The following is a 22,388-nucleotide window of genomic DNA, read 5'->3' as shown; positions in this document are numbered from 1 at the left end:
AAGTGTTAATCTACTTACGGATTGTGAGGGATTATATATGAAACTAACAAATATTTTTTCTATGTTAGGTGGTTTAGCGCTTTTCCTTTATGGAATGAATATGATGTCTAATGGATTAGAGCTGGCTGCTGGAAATAAAATGAAAACGATTCTTGAAAAATTAACATCGAATCGTATTTTAGGAGTTTTAGTTGGTGCTTTAGTAACTGCTATTATTCAATCTTCATCAGCAACTACAGTAATGGTTGTAGGTTTTGTTAACTCTGGATTGATGTCTTTAACAAGTGCTGTTTGGGTAATTATGGGAGCTAATATTGGAACAACCATTACTGGTCAATTGATTGCAATTGATATTACAGCAATTGCACCTTTAATTGCTTTTATTGGTGTAGCAATGATTGTCTTCTTTAAAAGTAAAAAATTAGATGCTTTTGGAAGTGTTATTGGTGGTTTAGGTATTTTATTTATAGGAATGGAAACTATGTCTAACGCTATGGTTCCGCTTCGTACTATGCCAGAGTTTGTAGGATTAATTTCTAAATTTCAAAATCCATTTATTGGTATTTTAGTAGGAGCGTTATTTACTGCACTTATTCAAAGTTCTTCTGCTTCTGTTGGTATTTTACAAGCTTTAGCTAAAAGTGGCGTTATGACTTTATCATCATCTATTTATGTTTTATTTGGTCAAAATATTGGAACTTGTATTACTTCTGTTTTAGCTTCTATTGGGACAAGTAAAAATGCTAAAAGAACAACTATTATTCATTTAACTTTTAATATTATTGGAACTGTTATATTTGTAAGTATTAGTATGTTATTTCCTTTTGCTCATTTGGTTGAAAGTATAACACCAAATAATGTTGCTGCTCAAATAGCTAATGTACATACAATATTTAATGTTGCTACAACATTATTATTACTTCCAATTGGAACAAAATTAGTTGATCTTGCTAAGATGATTTTACCTGATGATCCAGAAGATCATCAACATATGTCACTTAAATATTTAGATTTTAGTATTTTTAACAATGATTATCATATTGGAACAAGTGCTATTGCAAATACTCAATTATTTAATGAAACTCAACATATGTTAAATGTAGCTAATCATAATGTTAAACGTGCATTTGAGTTATTAGATCATTTTGATCAAGAAAAATATGAACGTTTATTAAAGGATGAAGAATATATTAATTATTTAAATCAACAAATTATTGATTTTACTACAGAAGTTATTTCAAATGAGTTTCCTACAGAAGGTTCTCAAACAATTGTATTATTTTTAAAACTATCTTCTGATTTAGAAAGAATCGGTGATCATGCTATTAATATTGCTTCAAGAGCACAAAAATTAGCTGAAGATGATACGCATTTTTCTGCTGATGCTTTAAAAGAAATAAGTATTATGGAAAGTTTATGTAATAATATTTTAGATGAATTAATTATTTTAGATTATGATGAATTTAAAAATATTGTCGATAAAGTAGATATCATGGAAGATAATATTGATAAAACTCAACATCAATTCACTGTTAATCAATTAATTCGTTTAAAAGAAAAGAAATGTTCGACTGAAAATAGTATTATTTATACTAAGATTTTAACTGATTTTGAAAGAATTGGTGATCATGGTTTAAACATTGCTGAAAGCTTATATCATATTCGTAAAATCATGAAACAAATGAAAATGATTAAACCAGAAATAGAAGAATAAAGAAAAAAGATTTCTTATATTATATGCATAATATTTGAAATCTTTTTTTATAAATGACATGGAAATGTAATAATTAAAATAAATGAATCCATTAAATCTTGAATGAAGCATTGTCCTTGATGTATTTCTATAATCTTTTTAACACTTTTTAATCCAATCTTATTACTTTCAACTTCATGATTTGTTTCTTTCTTTTCATTTTCAAAAACTATTTTTAAATTTCCTTTTTCAATACTTATTTGTAAATAAATGGGTTGCTCTTTTCTTGCATATTTTTGGATATTAGAACATATATTATCCATCATTCTTTTCATCATTGATAAATCTAATTGTAATTGTACTGATGAAATTGTTATCTCTTTTTCAATCTTAAACCCTTCTAATTCTAAATACTCTAAATGTTCTTCAATATATTGAATAAATGATTCACTACTTATTGTTTCTAAACTTGGAATTAAATCATCATTATAAACCAAAGAATATTCAAATGTCTTATTAGATAAATCTTTAATTTGTTCAGTCTTTTCAATACAACTATTTAAATAATGATCCATTTGTTTTTCATCTTTATAACAATGTAAACATAAAATATCTAAATAGCCTCTTAAAGCGGTTAAAGGTGTTCGCAAATCATGTGATAAACAAGTAATCATTTCTTGATGAGCTTCTTTTATCCTTGCTTCATTTTGATAATTAGAAGCTAATGTTATTCTTAAAGTATCCATCTCTTGAGCTAAAATAGCTAACTCATCATGACTCATAATCGTCATAGCATGACTCAAACCCCCTTGTGACATATTTAATACTTCTTGTTTTAAAATATTAATATATTTAACTTTTCTTTTAATAAAAATAAAAGTTGGTAAAAAGAAAATAAGTAAACTAACAAACAAAGCAACATAAAAATAGTATTTTACATACTTTAATAAATGCATAGAACTAACATATACAATTCCCTCGCCATCTTTAAATTTCACTGATCCACTTATCAATCTATTAAAAGAATACTGTTCAAAATCATTTTGTAAACTATATAACGGTGTAATTCCTACAGGTTCATCCAATACTTTACCAAAATCTCCTCCTAGAAAATTATCTTCTGCATCATCATAAATATAAACATTGGTATAAATATCATGTTTTTTTAATAATTTTTTTTATGCTTTTTTATCTTCTTTATTTTTAGAATAAAGATTGATTTCTTGTGCTTCTTGTTCAAATCTTTTAAAAAATTTATCCTCATTAAAGGGTTTTTCTATAGAATCAATATAATCATAAAATTCTGTCACATTTTCTCGAAAAGCTGCATAACACAAAACAGCAAGCATAGCTGAAGAAAGAAGTAGTAAAACAATTTTCATTGATAAATTCAAGTTCTTTTTAATCAATATAATACCCCTTTCCCCAGACAGTTTTTATAATTCGAGGATTTTGAGGATCTTCTTCAATCTTCTTTCTTAAATTACGTATATGTACCATAATTGTATTATTAGCCCCATAATAATAGTTTTCATGCCAAATAGTTTCAAACAACTGACTTGCTGAAATAACTTGTTTACGATTTAAAATCAAATAATCTAATATCTCATACTCTATATCTGTTAAAGATAACTTATTTTTATTTAAATAGACTTCTTTATGTTCTTGATCAATTTCTAAATCATTTAATCTAATAATTGCTTTTGCTTCCTCTTTTTTACCTTGATATACATGATATCTTCTAAGTAAAGCTTTTACCCTTACATTTAATTCATTATAAGAAAAAGGCTTAGTTAAATAATCATCTCCTCCACTAGAAAACCCTAATGTCTTATCACTTTCTTGCCCTTTAGCTGTTAAAAATAAAATAGGAGCATTTGTCTTTTCTCTCATTAATAAACAAACCTGATACCCATTCATCTCTGGCATCATTACATCTAAAATAATTAAATCAATAGAATCATCTAATAATTCCAAAGCCTCTTTTCCATTTTTAGCTTCTATAATTTGATACCCTTCGTTTGTAAGTAAAACGTGTATCACTTCTCTAATATCATCATGATCATCTACTACCATTATCTTTTCATTCATAAACTTCTCCAATCCTTAGCCTTTACCCAATTTTCATATTTCATCATATGATTTAAATGTCTCATTACTTTCTTTTGTGATGTATAATCATTGATTAATTTCATTTTAGCATCATATTGATTTATTTTCTTTAAATTTTCAGGTACATGATTTTTTTTATAATACTTACCAAAATAATATAAATTTTGTTGAGAACACTTTATACTGACTATCTGTGAAGTTAAACGGTGATGTATATGTCCATACTCTCCTAAAGGATTATGACTTACAACACATTTCCACTTCTTTTTATGACTCAAATAAGCAACATCCTTTTCTATACTTCCTTTTACATGCACCCATGAATCTCTTTTACCATTTGTCTTATCAGGATAATCAAAGATTAAACCTTGATTATGTGTTTCTTTCATTATTTTCATAAATTCTTTTCTTCTCGTTGGATTATTTCCATTTGTTAAACAAACAACTAAATAGTGTCCTTTTAATAAATGATCACCACCCCATATCGTTTCATCATCAGGATGAGCAACAATCATTAACTTTTGACAATCATTTAAATCGATTTGATCTATTTCATTTTGATGTCTACAAGATTCATGATCTATAAAAAAACATCCTAAAACAACTAATATACAAATTAATATTCTCTTCATTTCTATCACCTCTTATACCTTATCACTTCTTTCTTAATAACAATTCATAAGAATTCTTAAGACTTTCTAAAAAGAATAACCACAATTTATAAAGTTGTTTAGGAATTCTTTAGAATTAATTAAGGCGATTATTAAGAATTCATTGATACAATTCTTTTTGAGGTAAAAAAAGATGAAAAGAAAAGATTATTTATATATATTCCTTTTAATAATGATTCCCTTGTTATTTTTATTTATTATCACAAGTCAAAACTTATTATTTGGAAATAAAGTTGATTGGTTTAATCAACATATTACAATTGCTGATGCATTAAGACATGCGATAAGAGAAGAAGGAACTATTTTTCCTACTTATCTTTCTCATTTAATGTCAGGAGTTAATATTTATTATTTTTCTTATTATGGTTCTTTAAGATTTGATGTTTTATTAGGAGCACTATTTATCAATGTAAAGATGATTGATCTTTTTATTGGTTATCAAGTATTTCTTTTAATTCTAACAAATTTAACTTGTTATTTTTTCCTAAAAAGACATTTAAAAAGAAATGATTTATGTTTTTTATTAAGTTTATTTGTTTTATTATCTTCTATCTTTTTTCAATTTCACAAACAAGTCATGTTTGTGAATTATATGCCTTTTTTATTTTTGATGTTAAGAAGTATTGATCATTATTTTATTAATCATCATTTTACAGGCATTATTATTTGGGGAAGTTGTATTGTTTTACATAGTTATTTTTATTGTATTGCTTGTTTTATTGTTTGTTTTATTTATTTCGTTATGCAATGTGCCAATCATAAAGAATATAAGAAACCTTTATTTCATTTATTAATAGCTTATGTAGGTATTGTATTACTAACTGCTATTTATACAATTCCTACTTTATATGTTATTGTTGATGGTAGTAAAAGTGTAAGTTCAACACATCTATTAGATTTATTAATGCCTACCTTTTCTTTAAAAGGTTTACTTTATAACAATTATGGTTGTGGATTTACATATCTTATTTGGATTTTAATTGTATATGGTCTATATAAAAAGAAAACGCGTTTACTATCATTAATTATTATAATTTCTATGTTTTGTCCTTTAATTAGTTTTATAATGAATGGTTTTTTATATGCTAGAAGTAAAATACTCATTGTATTTATACCTCTCATTATTTTACAAGCAGGTTTAGTTTTAGAAGATTTCACTTTTAGAATCAATTATTCTATGCTTATTTTAATTATTTTACCATTATTTTTTATCACTCAACCTTATCTTGTATGTATTGATTTAATCGTCAGCTTAACCATTCTTTATTTTTATAAGCACCATCAACAAATAGTTTTTATCTATTTATTGATTCCTTTACTTGTTGTTTATTTTAATAATCCAACAACAAGTTTTATATCAACAAAACAATATCAAAACTATTCAAATGAAGAAGTAGAAACACTCATTCAAAGAAATAAAATCAATACTTTAGTTAATTTAAATCAAAGCAAACAAAATATGAATCAAACATATCAAAATCAAATAACACGTATTTCTGGTTATACATCAACAAATCATAAATTATATAATTCATACTTATATGATACATTGAAATTGCCTATTTCAATTAATAATCGTGTTGCCCAAATAGATCAAAATCATCTCTTTTATTTAAAACTGATGTCTGTTGATTCTGTTGTTTCTAAAAAGAAAATTGAAGGATATCAAAAAGTTGATGAAATAAATGGTTTAAAGCTTTATCAAAGTCAAGATGTTAAACCTATCGCTTATGCGACAAATCAACTTTATAGTCAAAACCAATTTCAAAAACTGAAATACCCTTATACTTTAGATACACTATATCATCAAGCAATTGTAAAAGATGGAAATAATGATTATCAAAGTCAATTTATTAAAGAAGATATGGGTTTAAAAAAAGAATATCAAATTAAAAATAATAAAAAAACACATATTAATTATCAACTAAATAGAAAAACAAATAATGAAATCATTGTAATTGAAGGAGATGTTATTAATCATCTACCTTTACAAAGTGTTTCTATTACTATTAATGGTATAAAAAATAAATTATCAAAAAGTACTTCACCTTATTATAATCAAAATACACATTTTACTTATTTATTAACAGCTCAACAATTATCTATTTCATTATCTAAAGGACACTATGACTTAAAGAATATTCAAACTTATTCTTTAAATAAAAATGCTCTTAAAAATATAAAAGTTGATCCTCTATCTATAAATAAAGGAAAAGATATTTTAAATGGAACAATAAATGTAAGTAATGATGGTTATTTTATTACACGTATTCCTTATGATCGTGGATATCAAATTTTAGTTGATCATCAAGAAGTTAAAAGTGAAGTTGTTAACGAAGCTTTTTTAGGATGTAAAATCAAAAAAGGAAAACATCAAATTCAAATTAAGTTTACTCCTTATAGTTATAGATTAGGTTTTATTTTATCTTATTTTGGATTTATGGTTGTTTTTATACATTATTTAATTGAAAGGAAAATAAAAGATGAAAGAAAATACTAAAGAGATTATTAGTTATGTTTTTGTAGGTATTATGACTACACTTGTTAATTATATTGTTTATTTTGTTTTATTGATGATCCATTGTCATTGGTTAGTCGCTAATAGTATCTCCTGGTTTTTTGCTGTTATATTTGCTTATTATGCTAATAAAAAATATGTATTTGAAAGTCAAAATGATATCAAAAAAGAATTGAGTTCTTTTGTTTTGTTAAGATTTTTAACTTTAATTGTTGAAAATGGTTGTTTATATATTTTTATTACTTTAATGCATATACAACCCATGTTTTCTAAGTTATTAGTAAGTTTTGTAACTATTTTATCAAATTATGTTTTATGTAAGTTTAAAATTTTTAAAAAAGAAGGTGTTTATAATGGATAAAATAAGTGTCATTGTTCCATGTTTTAACGAAGAAGAAGTTTTACCCCTTTTCTATAAAGAAGTTGTACATACTTTAGAGAAAATTCAAAATATTGATTATGAAATTCTTTTTATTAATGATGGTAGTCAAGATCATAGTGAAGATATACTCAAACTATTAGCACATAAAAATAAACATTGTTTCTATTATTCATTTTCACGTAATTTTGGAAAAGAAGCCGCTATGTATGCTGGTTTAGAAAATGCGAGTGGTGATTATGTAGTCATCATGGATGCAGATCTACAACATCCACCTTATTTATTAGAATCTATGTATCAAGCATTAAAATATGAAGACTATGATTGTTGTGCTGGTAAAAGAATTGATCGTATTGGTGAAAATAAATTAAGAAATTTTTTATCACATAGTTTTTATAAAGTGATTCAATATCTTACGAAAATGGATATGGATGATGGAGCAGGTGATTTTAGAATGATGACAAGACAAATGGTAGATGCGATTTTAGAATTAAAAGAATATAATCGTTATATGAAAGGCATGTTTTCTTTTGTTGGTTTTAATACTAAATGGTTAGAATTTCATAATGTAGAACGTCCTGCAGGTAAGACAAAATGGAGTTTTAAAAGTTTATTTTCTTATGCATTTAAAGGTATCTTTTCTTTTTCTTCTACACCCATTACAATGGCTGGAGTTATTGGCGGAATATTGATATTAATAGCATGTTTTATATCTTTATATTCTATTTTTATTCATCATCTATCCTACTTAACAAGTTTAGTTTTATTTTTAAGTGGTATCCAACTTGTATTTGTAGCTATTTTAGGCCAATATTGTTCCTCTTGTTATTTTGAATCTAAACAACGACCTATTTATATTATTAAAAACACAAATAAAAAAGTGTAGTCTTTTAAAAAGGATAGCTAAACTGCTATCCTTTTATGTTAAGCTTGAAAATATTTTCTAATTTCTTCTCTTTCATCATCTGTTAATTTTAAAATATCCATTGCTCTTTGCATAGAACATTGAAGCTCATGCATTACATTTTGTAAATGTTCTAGGTTCATTACTCTTCTTTCTTTTTGTTTTGCTTCTCTTTCAATCATTTCTCCTAAGTTACACATCTTTTCTATCTCCTTATCTATTACCTTAAAACCATATTTTTTCAAAATCTTTCTTTTTTCTTGATAATTTAATACATTATTTAAAAAAGTAACAAGTGGTGTTAGTATGTTATCATAGATTATATACTTTTCATTAGTATCATGTTCTTTGTTCAAGTATATCATAATAAGTACACCTTTGTCATAGGTTTCTATTCTTTCTATTGTTGTTCCATTGATATTTATTTCATCTATCTTATATGCATTGATATGACCATCATTCTTTTTGGCAGATTGTGGTAATATCCAAATTGAATAGACTTTCTTTATATGATTATAATCATAGTCATAATATTCATTTTTCCATTGTGTGGTCATGATTCTTGAGATATAAGTAAGACCTCGTGTAATCAGAGAATAACCTGGATTTGGATCGTTTTGTATTTCAACATTTAGATAGATTCTTGGGGATAAATCAATCGTACAAAGGAAATCATAATTCGTTTTACCACTATAGGGAATAAAGTTTTCTTTATCTAAATGTTGAAAAGATTTCTTTTCTTTGATCAATCTTTCAATTTCATTCAGAGTTAAATGTTTTGCTTCATCAACAAAACATTTAACTATTCTACTTAATATTTCTTCATGACAAATAATCAACTTACAATAGTTATCTAATACTAGTTTATGATTAGATGAACTTTTTTCAATTATACCTTCCATAAAATATACCTCCTATTATATATATCGTCTCTTTTTTTACTTTTTTCTTTAAAAAAATAAAAAAATTACGAAATGTTCGTAATCTCTATAAATCATTTAATCTTGCTTTAATAAACATGAGTATATAATTATTTTTTTTACCTCTTTTTTTGTGTTAAATGAAAGGTCCTTTTAATTAATATACTTGATAGCATTATTCCATTCATCTAAAGAATAATCATCTATTGAAAAAAATAGAATCTTATTTACTTGCGTATAAGTAAAAGCAATATTATTTCGTAAACCTGAAATATAATTTCTATCAGTAGAAATTCTTATTTTTTCTAACAATTCTATTTTTTCGTTCATCATTAAATCCTTTCTAAATAGTGGAAAACTATATTAAAGAGTTAGTATCTTTAATATAGTTTGGGAAGAAGATATAAAAATATCTAAATGTTGATGTCTAACACACCACATGATTAATATACACTCATTAAGAGCTTAAATAAAGAGATTAGCTAAAGGCTGTCACAGGTTTCATTTAATGTTACATAATACTTAATAAAAAGAAAAGTGAGGTTTTTAATCCTCACTTTAAGGCTATGCCTTTTGTTTCTTTAATAAATACAATCCAATAATAGCTAAAACGCAAATTCCTAAATATAAAACAATATTTGTATTATCTCCAGTTAATATTTTAGATAACTTATGTTGAGTTGCATCATTTTTAATTGTTGTTATAACTGGTACATAAGTATTAGTAATATTCATACCATCAATAGATGTATTATATCCTTTAACATAATCTTCACTGGTTGTATAATTGATTTCTTTTCCTTCTTTATATTTTGAAAGATTTCCAAAGTCATATGTCCAATCTTGTGATTTTGAAACATCTAGAAATGCAATTTCTTTTCCATCAGCATATAGACGTACTCTAATAGTATCAGGTCTTTGATGTGCTTGATCATGATTATCAATCCAAGTCTTAGTTCCTTTAAGATGAACAGTTTCAACATCATGACTATTTGTAATAATATAACCATCCTTTTGATTTCCAGTAATACCTACTTTATATCCTTTAACTTCATCTTCTTGAACTGTATAAACAATTTCTTTTCTATCTTTATATTGATTTAAATCATCAAATGAACTAATCCATTGATTATCATCACTTAAAGTTAATGTTTTTCCAGTATCTTTACCATTAGCGTATAAATGAACAATAACTTGTTTAGCACGTTTACCATCTTGATTATCTTGATCATTCCATTCTTTTGTTACATTTACACTTGTTTTTAAGATTTTATGTGTATTTGTAATATCATAATTATTAATTTCTGTAGTATAACCTGCTACTTCATCTTCATCTACTGTATAATTGATTTCTTTTCCTTTTTTATATTTTGAAAGTTTTCCAAAATCATATGTCCAATTAGAATCTTTATCAACTACTTTTGAGGCAATTTCTACACCATCAGCATATAATCTAACAGTAATATTTTCAGGACGTTTTCCATCCTGATCATGATTATCATTCCATGTTTTAGTTCCTTTAACTTCTACTGTTTCAACATCATGTGTATTGGTAATAACATAGCCTTTATCTTGACTACCTGTATATCCTATTTCATATCCATTCACTTTTTCTTCTTTTACAGTATAATTAATTTTATTTCCATTGCTGTATTGATCTAAATTAACAAATGAATCTTTCCAATGATTAGTATCACTTAATGTTAGTGTCTTTCCAGTATCTTTACCATCAGCATATAAATGAACAATAACTTGTTTTGTACGTTTACCATCATTATTGTTATTATCATTCCATACTTTTTCAACTGGTATCGTAATTTTTTCAACCTTATGTTTATTCGTTATTTGATAACTCTTTGTATCTTCATCATAATTAATTGTTTTATTATAATGAGCAACATCTACTTCATCTATTGTATATTGAATTACTTGTCCTTGATTATCATATTTTGGCATATCAACAGACCATTTCCAATTATTATCTTTTGTTACAGTAATTGTTTTAACAATTGTATCACCGTTTTTTATTTGTATTCCAATAGAATTTGGACGTAATCCATCGTAGTCTTCTACATCATCCCAAATTTTTTCACCACTAATATGAATAATTGGTTCAATTAAACCTAAGTTTTGATTTGGTAAGTTATATTCATATTGCCCGTTATTAATCATTTCTTCTTTAGAAGGCATTGTTAGATTAGGAATTGATCCTGTTACAATTCTTTGATCTGTTTCACTTTTTGTAACTATATTATCGGATGTAACTTTTGAACTTTCTTTATCACTACCTTGATTAGCAATTGTTGCTTCATATTTTTCTAAAGATGTTTGATCAGATGATTCAAAAACAACTGTATATTCACCTTCAGGTAAACCTTCAAATTTGTAATGTCCGTTTTTATCTGTTGTAATTGTTGTTGGATGTGTAATTGTTTTATAAATATCTCCATCTTGTACAACTTCTTCATAAGCTTCAAATGATTCATAGCAATCACCATTTTTCTTAAGAATAATCACCTTAACATTTTCTACTCTTTTTTCACCATCTTCCAATTTACCATCTTTATCTTTATCAATCCAAACAGTTCCTTCTAATGAACGTTTAACAACATCTACAGATGCATCATCACTAAGCAAAGTATCTTGATGTAATGTAGAAATTGAATTAAGTAAATGATCTCCTTCTGCAGCAATAGCAGCATATTCCATTTTTAATTTAAAAGAACAATTTCCTTTTAATTTTTTATCTTTATAAGCAATAACTGTTGGCCATGCACCAATCAAGTCCTTACCTTTAATTATTACTTCTCCATTTTCTTCAACTATTTCAGCCTTTTTCCAACCATTTTCTTCTGTAACATCAGATGCTTTTATTCCATCTGCTTTTTTTCTTCCGTATTTTTCAGCATTATTTGTATACCAAATTTCAACATCATTTATTTCATCACCAATAGCTGCTTTATCTAATGTTAACCCTGTTAATTTATAAATTCCTTTCATGATTGTTCCATCATAACCATCTTGAGGCATTGTATCAACTGCAAAAACATCATCTCTTGCATTAGAATTTACATTACTTAATAATAAATTAAAATCTCCTTTATCTTCTAGTTCTAATACAGACTTACCTGTTTTACCTAAATAAAATTCATTATTTTTATTAACTATAATTGATGTTGTAACTTCATTATTATTATAAGTTGTAAACGGTCTTTTATCTTCATCTGTCTGTATATTAATTGTATTTTGTAAAACATCATTATTATTTACATCTTGATTAAGATCTGTTGTATTACCAATTTTACATGAATAATAAAGTGATGGTAAAGTTCCATTAACTAAATTAACTTTTTTAATTTTCCATTTTAAAACAGTTTTTCCATTTTCATTTGTACTTATTGTAGGTTCAATCGCTTTTCCACCTTCTACCTTACCTTCTTTAGGAAATTGTGATTTATAGTTTCCACCCCAATATGCACTATTAGGTATATAAGTAAGACCATCTGGTAAAGTATCTTCTAAATAAACTGTTGTTGTAGAACCCTCTGGAATAGTTACATTATCCCAAAAACTCATTTTACTATCAATTTTATAATCTACATATCTTTCATTAGAAGAAACATTATAAAATTTTCTTGATTCTCCATTACTCTTTTGAGCTACTTGTTTTGTGATACTTGTTGTATATGGGACAACATAAATACCATCAGCAAAAGTAATATTATTATTTGGAGTTACTTTATCTGAATAAACTCCATTTTCATAAGTTGGAACAGTATATTCATTTCTATAGTCAAGTGTAGCATTTGAAGGATTTATATTTTTAAATAGTTCATCTGGTTTTTTCCCTTGTTCAGTTTTATGCCAAATCCATTGTTTCCAATCTTCTGAATTTAATTTTTCACCATTTGTTTTTCCTCTATATTCTCGAACATCTTGTTCATATGCTTGCATATCACTAATACTCCATGTGTTAGTAACAGCGGTAACCATGTATACTTGATCTGCTATATTTGGATTTTTCTTTAAATTTGATGTAAATTGCGTAAGTAAATTGACATCAGGTTTACCTTTTTTTGTTGGACAACCTCTATATTGCACATAAACAACATCACAACACGTTTGTTTACGACCATTATTCTTCAAATCATCCTTCATATCTTCAAGACTATCATAAAATTTAAAATCACTTAAATTTTTAGTTCTCATAGATTCATTAGTTAAAGCTTCTCCATCATTAGAAATACCATATGATATTTTACATTTGTAGCCAGTATCTTCTCTTGAAAAATTTTTCATCTTTACTTCATCAAAAGCATTTCTATTAAATAAAACAAGTTGATCTATAGCTACTGGATAATTATTAATATTACCATCTTCAGAAATAATATTCGTTTGATCATAGCCTACTGTAAATCCTAAATCAGTTGCTCCAACAGCAGCAATATCCCCATCTACGTTAGTAAATTTCTTTCCAGGAGTATATTCATCAGTCCATGTTTTTTTATTTGATGTAGAACTGTAAAAAATACTTTGATTTCTACTACCTGGACTTGTATTATCCCAATTTGATGTTTGTTTATTATCATCTATTTTAGTTTCTTTTGTAGTTACATTACCATCAACTTCAGAATATGCATGCATATTGATGACTTTAGCTGTTGCACTTATATTAGTTTTTCCTGTTGTATCAGGATTATATGATGATAAAGATGTTGTTTCATTGTTATTAGGATATACTACTTGAAATTGTTGTGTAGAGAAAACACCTTCTAAAATTGAATTAATATCCCCATTTGAATAACCAATAGGCATATTTTCATAGCCAGTTGGGAAATGATTAAAATCAGTATCGTATCCAGTAACTTCAAAATGTAAAGTCGTACCTTCTTGTGTAACTACGTAATTTCCACTATTACTACAATAAATACGATCATTAGCATTACCAGAAGCATTTTTATTTGAATATGCTATATCAGTTACTGCATCGCCATCTCTTTTATTTTCACACACTCTATATAATAAAGGCGTAAAATCACTAGATGCATTTATACCATTTACAGTAAATTCACTTAAATCAACATCAAATTTAAATGGTTTTGTTGGATCAGGTAATTCAACTCCTCTCATTCCATTACCTGGTTTTCTTACTTCTAAAGCAACACCATAATTAATTTTATATCCTTTAATATCTTTATCTTTTCCATTTAATAAAGGATTACCATAATAACCTGTATGATCACTATCAAAATCATATTCAGCGAGTTTTATTGTTTCAGTTTTCTTTTTTAAAACGATATTGTACATTGGGGCAGTTGTAACAATAACTGGCTTCATATTATCAACAGTAGACATATGATTTTTATCATTATCTACATAAACATTAATTGTTGGTTCAATTGTATCATCTTGATGTTTATTTTTAATTTGTAAACCAAATCCTACACCAATAGCTCCACCATTATACTCATTTACATTTAATTCTTTTGAAATCGTATAGATTTTATTATTACCATCAATGACTGGTTCAGGTATTTTATCCGATGTTACAGTTTGTGTTGATAAAACTAATTCATCATCATTTGGAATAATAAATTCATAAGTAATTGTATGATTAACATTACCTAAATTTTGAAGAGTCGTATTGACCCTATATGTAACAGTATCAAAAGAACATACGATATCATTTGCTTGAGAATTATCATAGCCTCTATTTTCTCCTGTCTCTTTGTTATAACATAATTGATTTAACTCAGGCGTTCCATTATCTCCTAAACCACTTAGTATTCCATTACCATAAACAGTACCATCATTATTTTGTAATAACTTTGAATTAACAATGACACCTGATTCCTCGGCAAATACACCTACTTGGAATGTTGCGACTGCAATACATAAACATATCGTAAAACAAAATATTCCTTTAAACTTTTTAAATATTTTTTTCATCTTTTACACCTTCCCTTAATTTAAAATACAAAAAGCCATTTACAAATCCTATTGCAACTGGCTAGCATTTTAAAGCCCCTTTAGCTTTGCGTCATAACCTTTCGATTACTTTGCTGAATATATCTAACTACGCCTATAATATAAAATATATTTTAATAAAAATGAATACTATTCATTTTCCTTGTCACAATTTACATTTCTTGTAACAAAAAAGGAGTATTGCTACTCCTTATGCATTAATATAGAACATATATATTTTTTAGCATCTAAACTATTATTAAATTCTTTATTTTGATTACTCACATATTTTGCTGCATCGTTCCATTCTTTTAAAGAATAATCATCAATATTAATTTCTTCAATTTCATGAAATTGATAGAAAGTTAAATAACGATTACATGCTAAATCTGAAATATAGTCGCTATTAGTAATAAATCTTATTCTTTCTAATAATTCCATCCCTAAATCCTCTCATATTTACATGTTTTGTATAGAAGGTGTTAAAAATTTTAATTATGATTTGTAAATATTTTAATATTCATTTTTATTTTTTAATAAGAATATGCCCATTAATGATGTAATCATCATTAATATAAAGAACATATAAGATGTTTGATCATCTGTTTGAACAGATTTTCTTTCTATATTTGATGATAATTGTTTATTTGTCTGATCATCTCCTTGTATCACATCATGATGAAATTGATCTTCTATGTATCTATCTTCTTCAATAGAAGATGGATCTTTGCTTCCATCTAAATAAGGTAATGTATAATGAAGTGGATTTCCACATTCATTTCTATATACATTTCCTAAATCTGTAAGTACACCTAATTGATTTTGATTTGATGTATCTTTAGTATTATAGAATAAAGCACTTGATGCACTTTGTAACTGCGTAGCATCAAAACTGAACCAAGCATATCTTTCTACAAAAGAAAGATCATCTAGTCCTTGAATATCATCAAAACCATTAATAACATATTTCATAAATTCTTGAACAGCTTTATTATGTTGTTCATCATTTCCATCATATGGATGCCAATATTCATTTGAATCCCAAGCTGCTACTGCAAATTCTGTTACCCAAATAGGTTTTTGATAACAATCATAAATATCATTCATATATTTCAAAAAGCTTTTTGCTGCTTTTTTAGGTGTATATTCTTCACTATCTAATCCAACATATCCTGGATAATTATGAACAGCAATAAAATCATCTTTTATTTCTAGCCGATTCCAATAGTTTTCAAACCAGCCATTTTTTTTAACTGTAGATTCACTTACTGCTGGAGAACCAACTCTTAATCCACTTGAATGGAAATCTTGATTATAACCAGAAGCTAAGTCAACCGACATATTTGCTTCTTGATCATAATCAGGTTCATTGAAACTTAACACCTTATCATACCCCTTTTCTTTTAATGATTTTAAGCGTTCACTAACATTTCCTGCATCATTCCATATCATCGGTACAAATTCTAACTCGCTATTTACTTCATCTTGATTATCATAAGCTTCTTCACCCCAGTTATAATACCAAGAAACCCCCATATTTTGTACATAGCTTAATGAATTAATACCTTGATCATCCTCATATAACCCTATTCCTTTTTTTGAAATATAAAATGTACGCTCACTTACATTTATTTCATCATTATTTTCTAAAACAGCAACAACTCTTATTGTATGTCTTGCTACTGCTGTTGAATAAATAGTTGTTTGTGTTATATTTGCTTCTACACTTTTTTCATATTTCCCATCAAAATAAATATCATAATGTTGAACTTTTTCTAAAGAATTCCATGAAATCTTGATATCTCCAGCTGCTACAAGTTGTCCTTTAGATGGAGATTTTAAAGCTGTTGTTTTCCAAGTATCATAAGGATTATCTTGTGCATTGATAGAAGTCATACAAGGTATAAGGAGGAGGGTTGCACTTAAAAGTGCAACGCCCAATTTTTTAAATCTTTTCATTTTTAATTTTCCTTATTTCTTCTACAAACAGTAACATATCCACCTGCTGCAGCCATCATTAATAATGCATATGGTACAACTTTCATATTATCACCTGTTTTTACTTTAGACTTATTTCTATTTATTGCATTTCTTTCTTGAGTTGTTTGCCCTTTTTGATTATCTCCTTGTCCATTTGCATTTCCTAATTTATCTCCTTTAGTTTCTTCTTCACTAGGAGTTGTTGTTTTAGTTTTTAATGCATCAGTAGCTTCTTTTAAAGCACCATAAGCTTGATTGACTTCTTCTTGAGTGGCATTTTCATTATTAAGAACTTCTTGAGCTTTTGACAATGCATCTTTAAATACTTTCCATGAATCAGCGGTATAGCTTTCTTCTTTAAAATCTTTTTTATCTGTATAAAGTTTATCTAATTCATCTTTATTAACTTTTATTTCTAATTGAGCTTGTGCATCTTTTAATTTTTTCACCGCTTCATCTACATCTTTTTGTATACTATATTTTAATCCATCGGTTGTTAAAATTTTTGATGCATCAGCATAAATGTCTGCATATTTTTTATAACTATCTTCTGTATATAAATTTTCATTCTTTTTATTGTTAACAAGTTCTTTTAATTCATCTAAATCTAAATCATCATCTCCTAATTGTTTAATATTTTCTATTGTATTCACACCAATATATTTACCTTTTTGATCACTATTATTAGCTTTACCAACAACAGCAGTACCATTTCTATAATTTAATAAGAATTTTCTAGACCATCCTTCTCCTGTAATACCACTGCTTACACCTGAACCAACACCATTAATAATAGAATTAAATTTTTGTAAAGCTCCATCTTCATTAGCAAATGTTTGAATACAAGCATTTTCAATTAATACATCTTTATTATTAGGAACTTCAATTGCATTATCCATTGAAATAGAAACAGTTTTACCATCACCTAAAGTTCCTGGTTGCCCATTTTCTCCTAAAGTTCCACCTGTATAAATAAATACATTATAAATACCTAATCCAACTGCATAATGTTTTTTTACATTATTAGCTACTTTATAAGCTGCATAACCATTTACCGAACCATTATGAGACATCCAACTTTCTTGAGAAATAGGATCATAACATTTTTCATTTTGATAGAAATATGTTGAACCATTTTCACCATTCCATAATGTATCATATTTGTTGAAATGTTCATTAAATAAAGCGTAACATGTTACATCATCACCATTAACAATTAATCCATGATTTGAAACATTTCCATCCCAAGCAACACCAGTTCCATGATCTGCACGCCAAATCCAGAAGTGATCACATAAAACATTATGACTATTAATCTCTAAAGCATTATCTGCTGTTGTCAATGTATCTGTTGTTCCACCAACTCTAAAGAATAAATCTTGTAAAATTGTTGGATCATCTTTATGACTATTTTTACTTCCTGTTTTCCCTACTTTTAATAAATATTTTGAATGACTACCTGCATCAAAAATAATTCCAGCAACTCTTACTCCGTCAACATCATCAACTAACATAGCTGCATCATCATTATCAGGAATAATTGAAGTCATTCCACTACCTAAGACAATTGTATCAGCTTTTTTTACATGAATTGTTTCCTTAGCATGATATGTTCCTGGAGTAAAGTAAATATTTTTACCTTCATCTAAAGCTTTGTTAATATCGCTTGCAGAATCTGTTGGTTTAGCAACATAAAATTCATCTAAAGAAATAGATTTTCCAGCTCCCATACCATTATTATCTTTACCTTCTCCCCAACTAATACCTTTTGTATTCTTTTGAACTGAAGGAACAAATACTTTATATTCACCATCATCATCCATATATAGGAATGGTTTTTCTGCTAATTCTTTTGTTTGATCAATATGCGTGAATACTTGTTGTCCTCCATCACTTGCTGGAATATTCCAGTTAGAAGCACCTTGTCCACTTAATAATTCTTCACCACTTGTTCCATCTGCTTTTGGTAAATTACTTGCTTCAACTCCTTGGAAGAAATTATTTAAAGTCGTTCCATATGCATTTCCTTTTAATTTTGAGTTTCTTGTATAAAATTGTTGCCCAGAGAAAGTACCTGCACTCAATTCATTTCCATTATCATTAAATGAAGCATTAATCCATGAATCTGCAACATATCCTCCACTTGCCCATCCATAATTCCAATCATAAGCAATTGGTCTTTCAGAATAAATTCTTCTAAGTGGAGCAGCTTGTGCCACTGCCCAGTTTAATTGATCTGCTCGATATGAACCATATCCTGCTTTTCCTTGTTCATTTCCTGTATTATAAACTGCTAGATTTTCAGCAGATCTCCAGAAATTACAAGTTGCATTGTCGCCATTTCCACCTAAAGCTCCTGCTGGAAGATAAGCTGGAATAGCAATATTATTTAATTTAACATCTGTTGGTACTTTTCCTAAACCACTTAATGTTGTATAGAATCCCAAATACATACATGATGTATTTGTATAATCACCTTTTTTGAAATAAACTTGATATTGATTTCCTTTAAATTGTGCATCATTTGTATAATCATTTTGTTGTTTAAATAATTTATTCAATAATTCATCAATTTTTGTTGTATCATCATTTGGTGAGAAAACAAAAGTATTTCTACCAAATAATTCAGTTTCTAAAGAAACATATTCAGATTCATCTGCTTCTTCCGCATTACTAAAATCTAGATCTCCAAAATTACCATTATTTAATGCTACAACCTTATAATAGTTGTTATATTTATTTTTAGAATCTAGTGCATTTACTTTAGCGCTGTTTGTATTAACAGTAGCAACTTCAGTATATTGACCAAACATACTTGTTGCTCCTAAAATACGATAATGTGTCGCATTTTTTGCTTTATCAAAATTAATAGTAAATTGATTATTAGATTGTTGTAATTTTAAATTTGTTACTGTTTGTGGTTTTTCACCAATTCTTGTAGAAGCCTTGATTTTTTTAGTTTCATAAACCGGATTATCAGATAATTCTAAGTTACCATTACCACTAATAAATTTTAAATAGAATTCATATTGAGTTCCTTCTTTTAAATCATTAACAGTATAATGATCGACATTTGTAATAGTTGTAACTTTATTAAATACAACTTCATTTGAAGCTTTTGCATATACTTCAATATCAGTATATAAATTCAATGGTTTATCCCATGATAAATCTATACTTGTTTTTGTTCTTGTACTCTTATCAAAAGTAAAGTGAGAAACTTCACTTAATTCTTGACTTGTATGGATAATAAATCTTTCATTATCAGGAATTTCATCAGTTGCTTCACATCCTGCTTCTAAAATATTATCATCATTTACTTTTACATAAGTCCCCTTTGCTGCATCTCTTAAAACAAATTGTCCATTACCAAGTGGTTCAATAGCAATTGATTCCCAACCACCATTTCTGTTAATAGAACCAACTAATGGTGTAGCACCATCAATCCATTTAGCTGAGGCAATTTGATATCCTGGTTTACTTACTGATTGAAATGCTACAACATCTTTAATACCATCACCATTTGTACCATAACTTACATTAAATTTTTCATCATCTGTAATATTTTCTTTATCACCCGTAACAGAAATTGGTGCATATTCTTCATCACTTTGATTTTTAAATGTTACTAATTTACCAGTAGCGACACTTTCAATATATGCTGTATTATCAATAAGTTGTGGATTTTCAACAAATGTAAATTCTGTTGCTTGGCTTGCATCATCACTTAATTTTCGAATTTCACCTTGTTCATTGACTTTTAGATAATATCCTCTTGTCATATCTCTAATAATTCCTACATTATCATCAGTTTTAGTAATAATGTAAGTATTTAAATCTCTAAGTTGAGGATCAGCAAAAATAAAATCATTTCCTTCTGAACGCATTGGATATAATTTTCCATCTACTGTTTGATATTCAATATTTACTTTTACTTCACCCTTAGAAGAATCCGCTCCACTTTGATCATCTAATGGCGTTATTTTAAAAATAGAATTTGGTAATACTTTCCCAGATCTTGTATAATCACCATCTGCCTTTGTATCATTATTTCCCCAATTTATGTTATGTACATAAATTGCTTTATTATTTGTTTTTGAAATTACTGCATACGTCTTACTTTTATTAAATTCAATAGGCGATTGCATAGCTTGAATAGTTGCAATACTTGCCATCGACAATGTCATTGCAAAAGTGAGTACCATCGCAATAAGCTTTTTTATATAACTCATATTTTAATCCTCCCTTAATATTTACATTCATCTTGTGATATTTATAAAAGTTGGCCAAGTTTTTATAAGCTATGCACTGAACATGAATGCATATTTATCACACAAAAATAAAATAGCATATAAGCCAAAAATAAGATAGCGCTTTCAAATTTAATGTAACAGGTTACATTCTTTGTAACAAAATGACTTTTTGTCATAAAATAAAAAAAGTGCCTTTATATGCACTTTTATTCTAATATTTCTAAGTTCTTTTGAGTTTGTAATTTTCGACAAATACGTTCAATAATATAAACAACAGGTACTTGAGATGAAATATTTTTAGTATTTGGTAAAATAACTTTTTTAATGAAATACGGTATTGTTAAATCTGACATTTTAGCAATTGTGCTATTTGAATCATTTGTGATTGAAATAATTTTAGATTGAACACCTCGATAAAGTCTTAATTGATCAATAACTTCTTTTGTTTCTCCACTATTTGAAAAAGCAATTAATAAACATTTTTCAAATTGATCTGTTGGTGCAGGATAAAATGGATCATCGATATATTGACTATAATAACCAACATTAGAAAAAAAACGTGCTGCATATCTTGCCATACTTCCACTTTGTCCAATTCCTAAACAAACAATAAAGTTACTATCTGTAATATACTCAACAGCTTGATTTATATGCTCATTAAATTCTTTTCCCTTAGAATAATCAAAAAACTGATTGAGCATAGTAATTTCATCATCAATTTCAGGCATCTTATTAATTTCATTAAATCTTTTTAATTCTATTTTAAATTCAACAAAGCCATCACAATCTAATTTATGACAAAAACGCGTAATTGTTGCTGTTGATACATGACTTTGTGCTGCTAATTCCCTAATATTCATTTTTAAGACTAGTCCAACATTTTTTACAATGTAATTATAAACAATAAGTTCAGTATCATTGAGTTTTGAAATTTGTTCATATGTAAAAATCATTATATCACCTTCCCAAAGTATATATTATCATAAATCTT

15 protein-coding genes and 1 riboswitch are annotated in these 22,388 nt (G+C 27.0%); of the genes, 4 read left to right on the top strand and 11 right to left on the bottom strand.

Features of this window, described 5'->3' with window-relative positions:
• Window positions 1–37 precede the first annotated feature (37 nt).
• On the top strand, window positions 38–1,714 hold the full coding sequence (locus C7U54_RS08655) for a Na/Pi cotransporter family protein (RefSeq protein WP_107030015.1): 1,677 nt from the start codon (window positions 38–40) through the stop codon (window positions 1,712–1,714).
• 47 nt (window positions 1,715–1,761) lie between these two features.
• On the opposite strand, the gene C7U54_RS08650 is transcribed toward C7U54_RS08655, so the two are convergent.
• The 4 genes from C7U54_RS08650 to C7U54_RS08635 all read right to left on the bottom strand — a co-directional run bounded on the left by C7U54_RS08650 (window position 1,762) and on the right by C7U54_RS08635 (window position 4,437).
• Window positions 1,762–2,778, bottom strand: a complete 1,017-nt coding sequence (locus C7U54_RS08650; protein WP_107030014.1) for a HAMP domain-containing sensor histidine kinase — start codon at window positions 2,776–2,778, stop codon at window positions 1,762–1,764.
• A 93-nt stretch (window positions 2,779–2,871) separates the two neighbouring features.
• On the bottom strand, window positions 2,872–3,102 hold the full coding sequence (locus C7U54_RS08645) for a hypothetical protein (RefSeq protein WP_107030013.1): 231 nt from the start codon (window positions 3,100–3,102) through the stop codon (window positions 2,872–2,874).
• Window positions 3,095–3,784, bottom strand: a complete 690-nt coding sequence (locus C7U54_RS08640) for a response regulator transcription factor (protein ID WP_022001330.1) — start codon at window positions 3,782–3,784, stop codon at window positions 3,095–3,097. Before C7U54_RS08640 ends, C7U54_RS08645 begins: the two co-directional genes overlap by 8 nt.
• Window positions 3,781–4,437, bottom strand: coding sequence for a PIG-L family deacetylase (locus C7U54_RS08635; RefSeq protein ID WP_107030012.1), 657 nt, complete (start codon window positions 4,435–4,437; stop codon window positions 3,781–3,783). Before C7U54_RS08635 ends, C7U54_RS08640 begins: the two co-directional genes overlap by 4 nt.
• Window positions 4,438–4,609: 172 nt before the next feature.
• On the opposite strand from C7U54_RS08635, the gene C7U54_RS08630 reads away from it, so the two are divergent.
• From C7U54_RS08630 to C7U54_RS08620, 3 genes are read left to right on the top strand one after another with little or no spacing between them, the layout of a single operon-like run.
• Complete coding sequence (locus C7U54_RS08630) at window positions 4,610–6,976, top strand: YfhO family protein (protein ID WP_107030011.1); 2,367 nt, start codon at window positions 4,610–4,612, stop codon at window positions 6,974–6,976.
• Complete coding sequence (locus C7U54_RS08625; RefSeq protein WP_107030010.1) at window positions 6,960–7,355, top strand: GtrA family protein; 396 nt, start codon at window positions 6,960–6,962, stop codon at window positions 7,353–7,355. The genes C7U54_RS08630 and C7U54_RS08625 overlap by 17 nt, the downstream gene beginning before the upstream one ends.
• Window positions 7,348–8,259: a glycosyltransferase family 2 protein gene (locus tag C7U54_RS08620; RefSeq protein WP_107030009.1), complete on the top strand. Its 912-nt coding sequence runs from the start codon at window positions 7,348–7,350 to the stop codon at window positions 8,257–8,259. The genes C7U54_RS08625 and C7U54_RS08620 overlap by 8 nt, the downstream gene beginning before the upstream one ends.
• A 38-nt stretch (window positions 8,260–8,297) precedes the next feature.
• Here the strand turns inward: C7U54_RS08620 and C7U54_RS08615 are convergent, their stop codons facing one another.
• The 7 genes from C7U54_RS08615 to C7U54_RS08585 all read right to left on the bottom strand — a co-directional run bounded on the left by C7U54_RS08615 (window position 8,298) and on the right by C7U54_RS08585 (window position 22,350).
• Window positions 8,298–9,179 (bottom strand): hypothetical protein, encoded by an 882-nt coding sequence (locus tag C7U54_RS08615; RefSeq protein ID WP_107030008.1) that lies wholly within the window; start codon window positions 9,177–9,179, stop codon window positions 8,298–8,300.
• Window positions 9,180–9,350: 171 nt separating this feature from the next.
• The gene (locus tag C7U54_RS14590; RefSeq protein WP_155522450.1) at window positions 9,351–9,527 is read right to left on the bottom strand and encodes a hypothetical protein; all 177 of its coding nucleotides are present in this window, start codon (window positions 9,525–9,527) and stop codon (window positions 9,351–9,353) included.
• 234 nt (window positions 9,528–9,761) lie between these two features.
• Window positions 9,762–15,146, bottom strand: a complete 5,385-nt coding sequence (locus tag C7U54_RS08605; protein WP_107030006.1) for a Cna B-type domain-containing protein — start codon at window positions 15,144–15,146, stop codon at window positions 9,762–9,764.
• Window positions 15,147–15,195: 49 nt separating this feature from the next.
• A riboswitch (cyclic di-GMP riboswitch) is annotated at window positions 15,196–15,271 on the bottom strand.
• A gap of 97 nt (window positions 15,272–15,368) precedes the next feature.
• The gene (locus tag C7U54_RS08600; protein WP_107030005.1) at window positions 15,369–15,605 is read right to left on the bottom strand and encodes a hypothetical protein; all 237 of its coding nucleotides are present in this window, start codon (window positions 15,603–15,605) and stop codon (window positions 15,369–15,371) included.
• A 72-nt stretch (window positions 15,606–15,677) separates the two neighbouring features.
• Window positions 15,678–17,123 carry a glycosyl hydrolase gene (locus tag C7U54_RS08595; RefSeq protein WP_107030004.1) on the bottom strand — a complete coding sequence of 482 codons (1,446 nt, stop codon included), beginning with the start codon at window positions 17,121–17,123 and terminating at the stop codon, window positions 15,678–15,680.
• Window positions 17,124–17,125: 2 nt separating this feature from the next.
• Window positions 17,126–21,376 carry a fibronectin type III domain-containing protein gene (locus tag C7U54_RS08590; protein WP_107030003.1) on the bottom strand — a complete coding sequence of 1,417 codons (4,251 nt, stop codon included), beginning with the start codon at window positions 21,374–21,376 and terminating at the stop codon, window positions 17,126–17,128.
• Between the two features lie 227 nt (window positions 21,377–21,603).
• Entirely contained in the window at window positions 21,604–22,350 is a 747-nt protein-coding gene (locus C7U54_RS08585; protein ID WP_107030002.1) for a MurR/RpiR family transcriptional regulator, read from the bottom strand.
• Window positions 22,351–22,388: the final 38 nt, after the last annotated feature.

Source organism: Faecalibacillus intestinalis, from assembly GCF_003024685.1.
Classification (GTDB): domain Bacteria; phylum Bacillota_I; class Bacilli_A; order Erysipelotrichales; family Coprobacillaceae; genus Faecalibacillus; species Faecalibacillus intestinalis.
The sequence above is the reverse complement of the archived record's forward strand: the minus strand, read 5'-3'. Positions and strand labels throughout refer to the sequence as shown.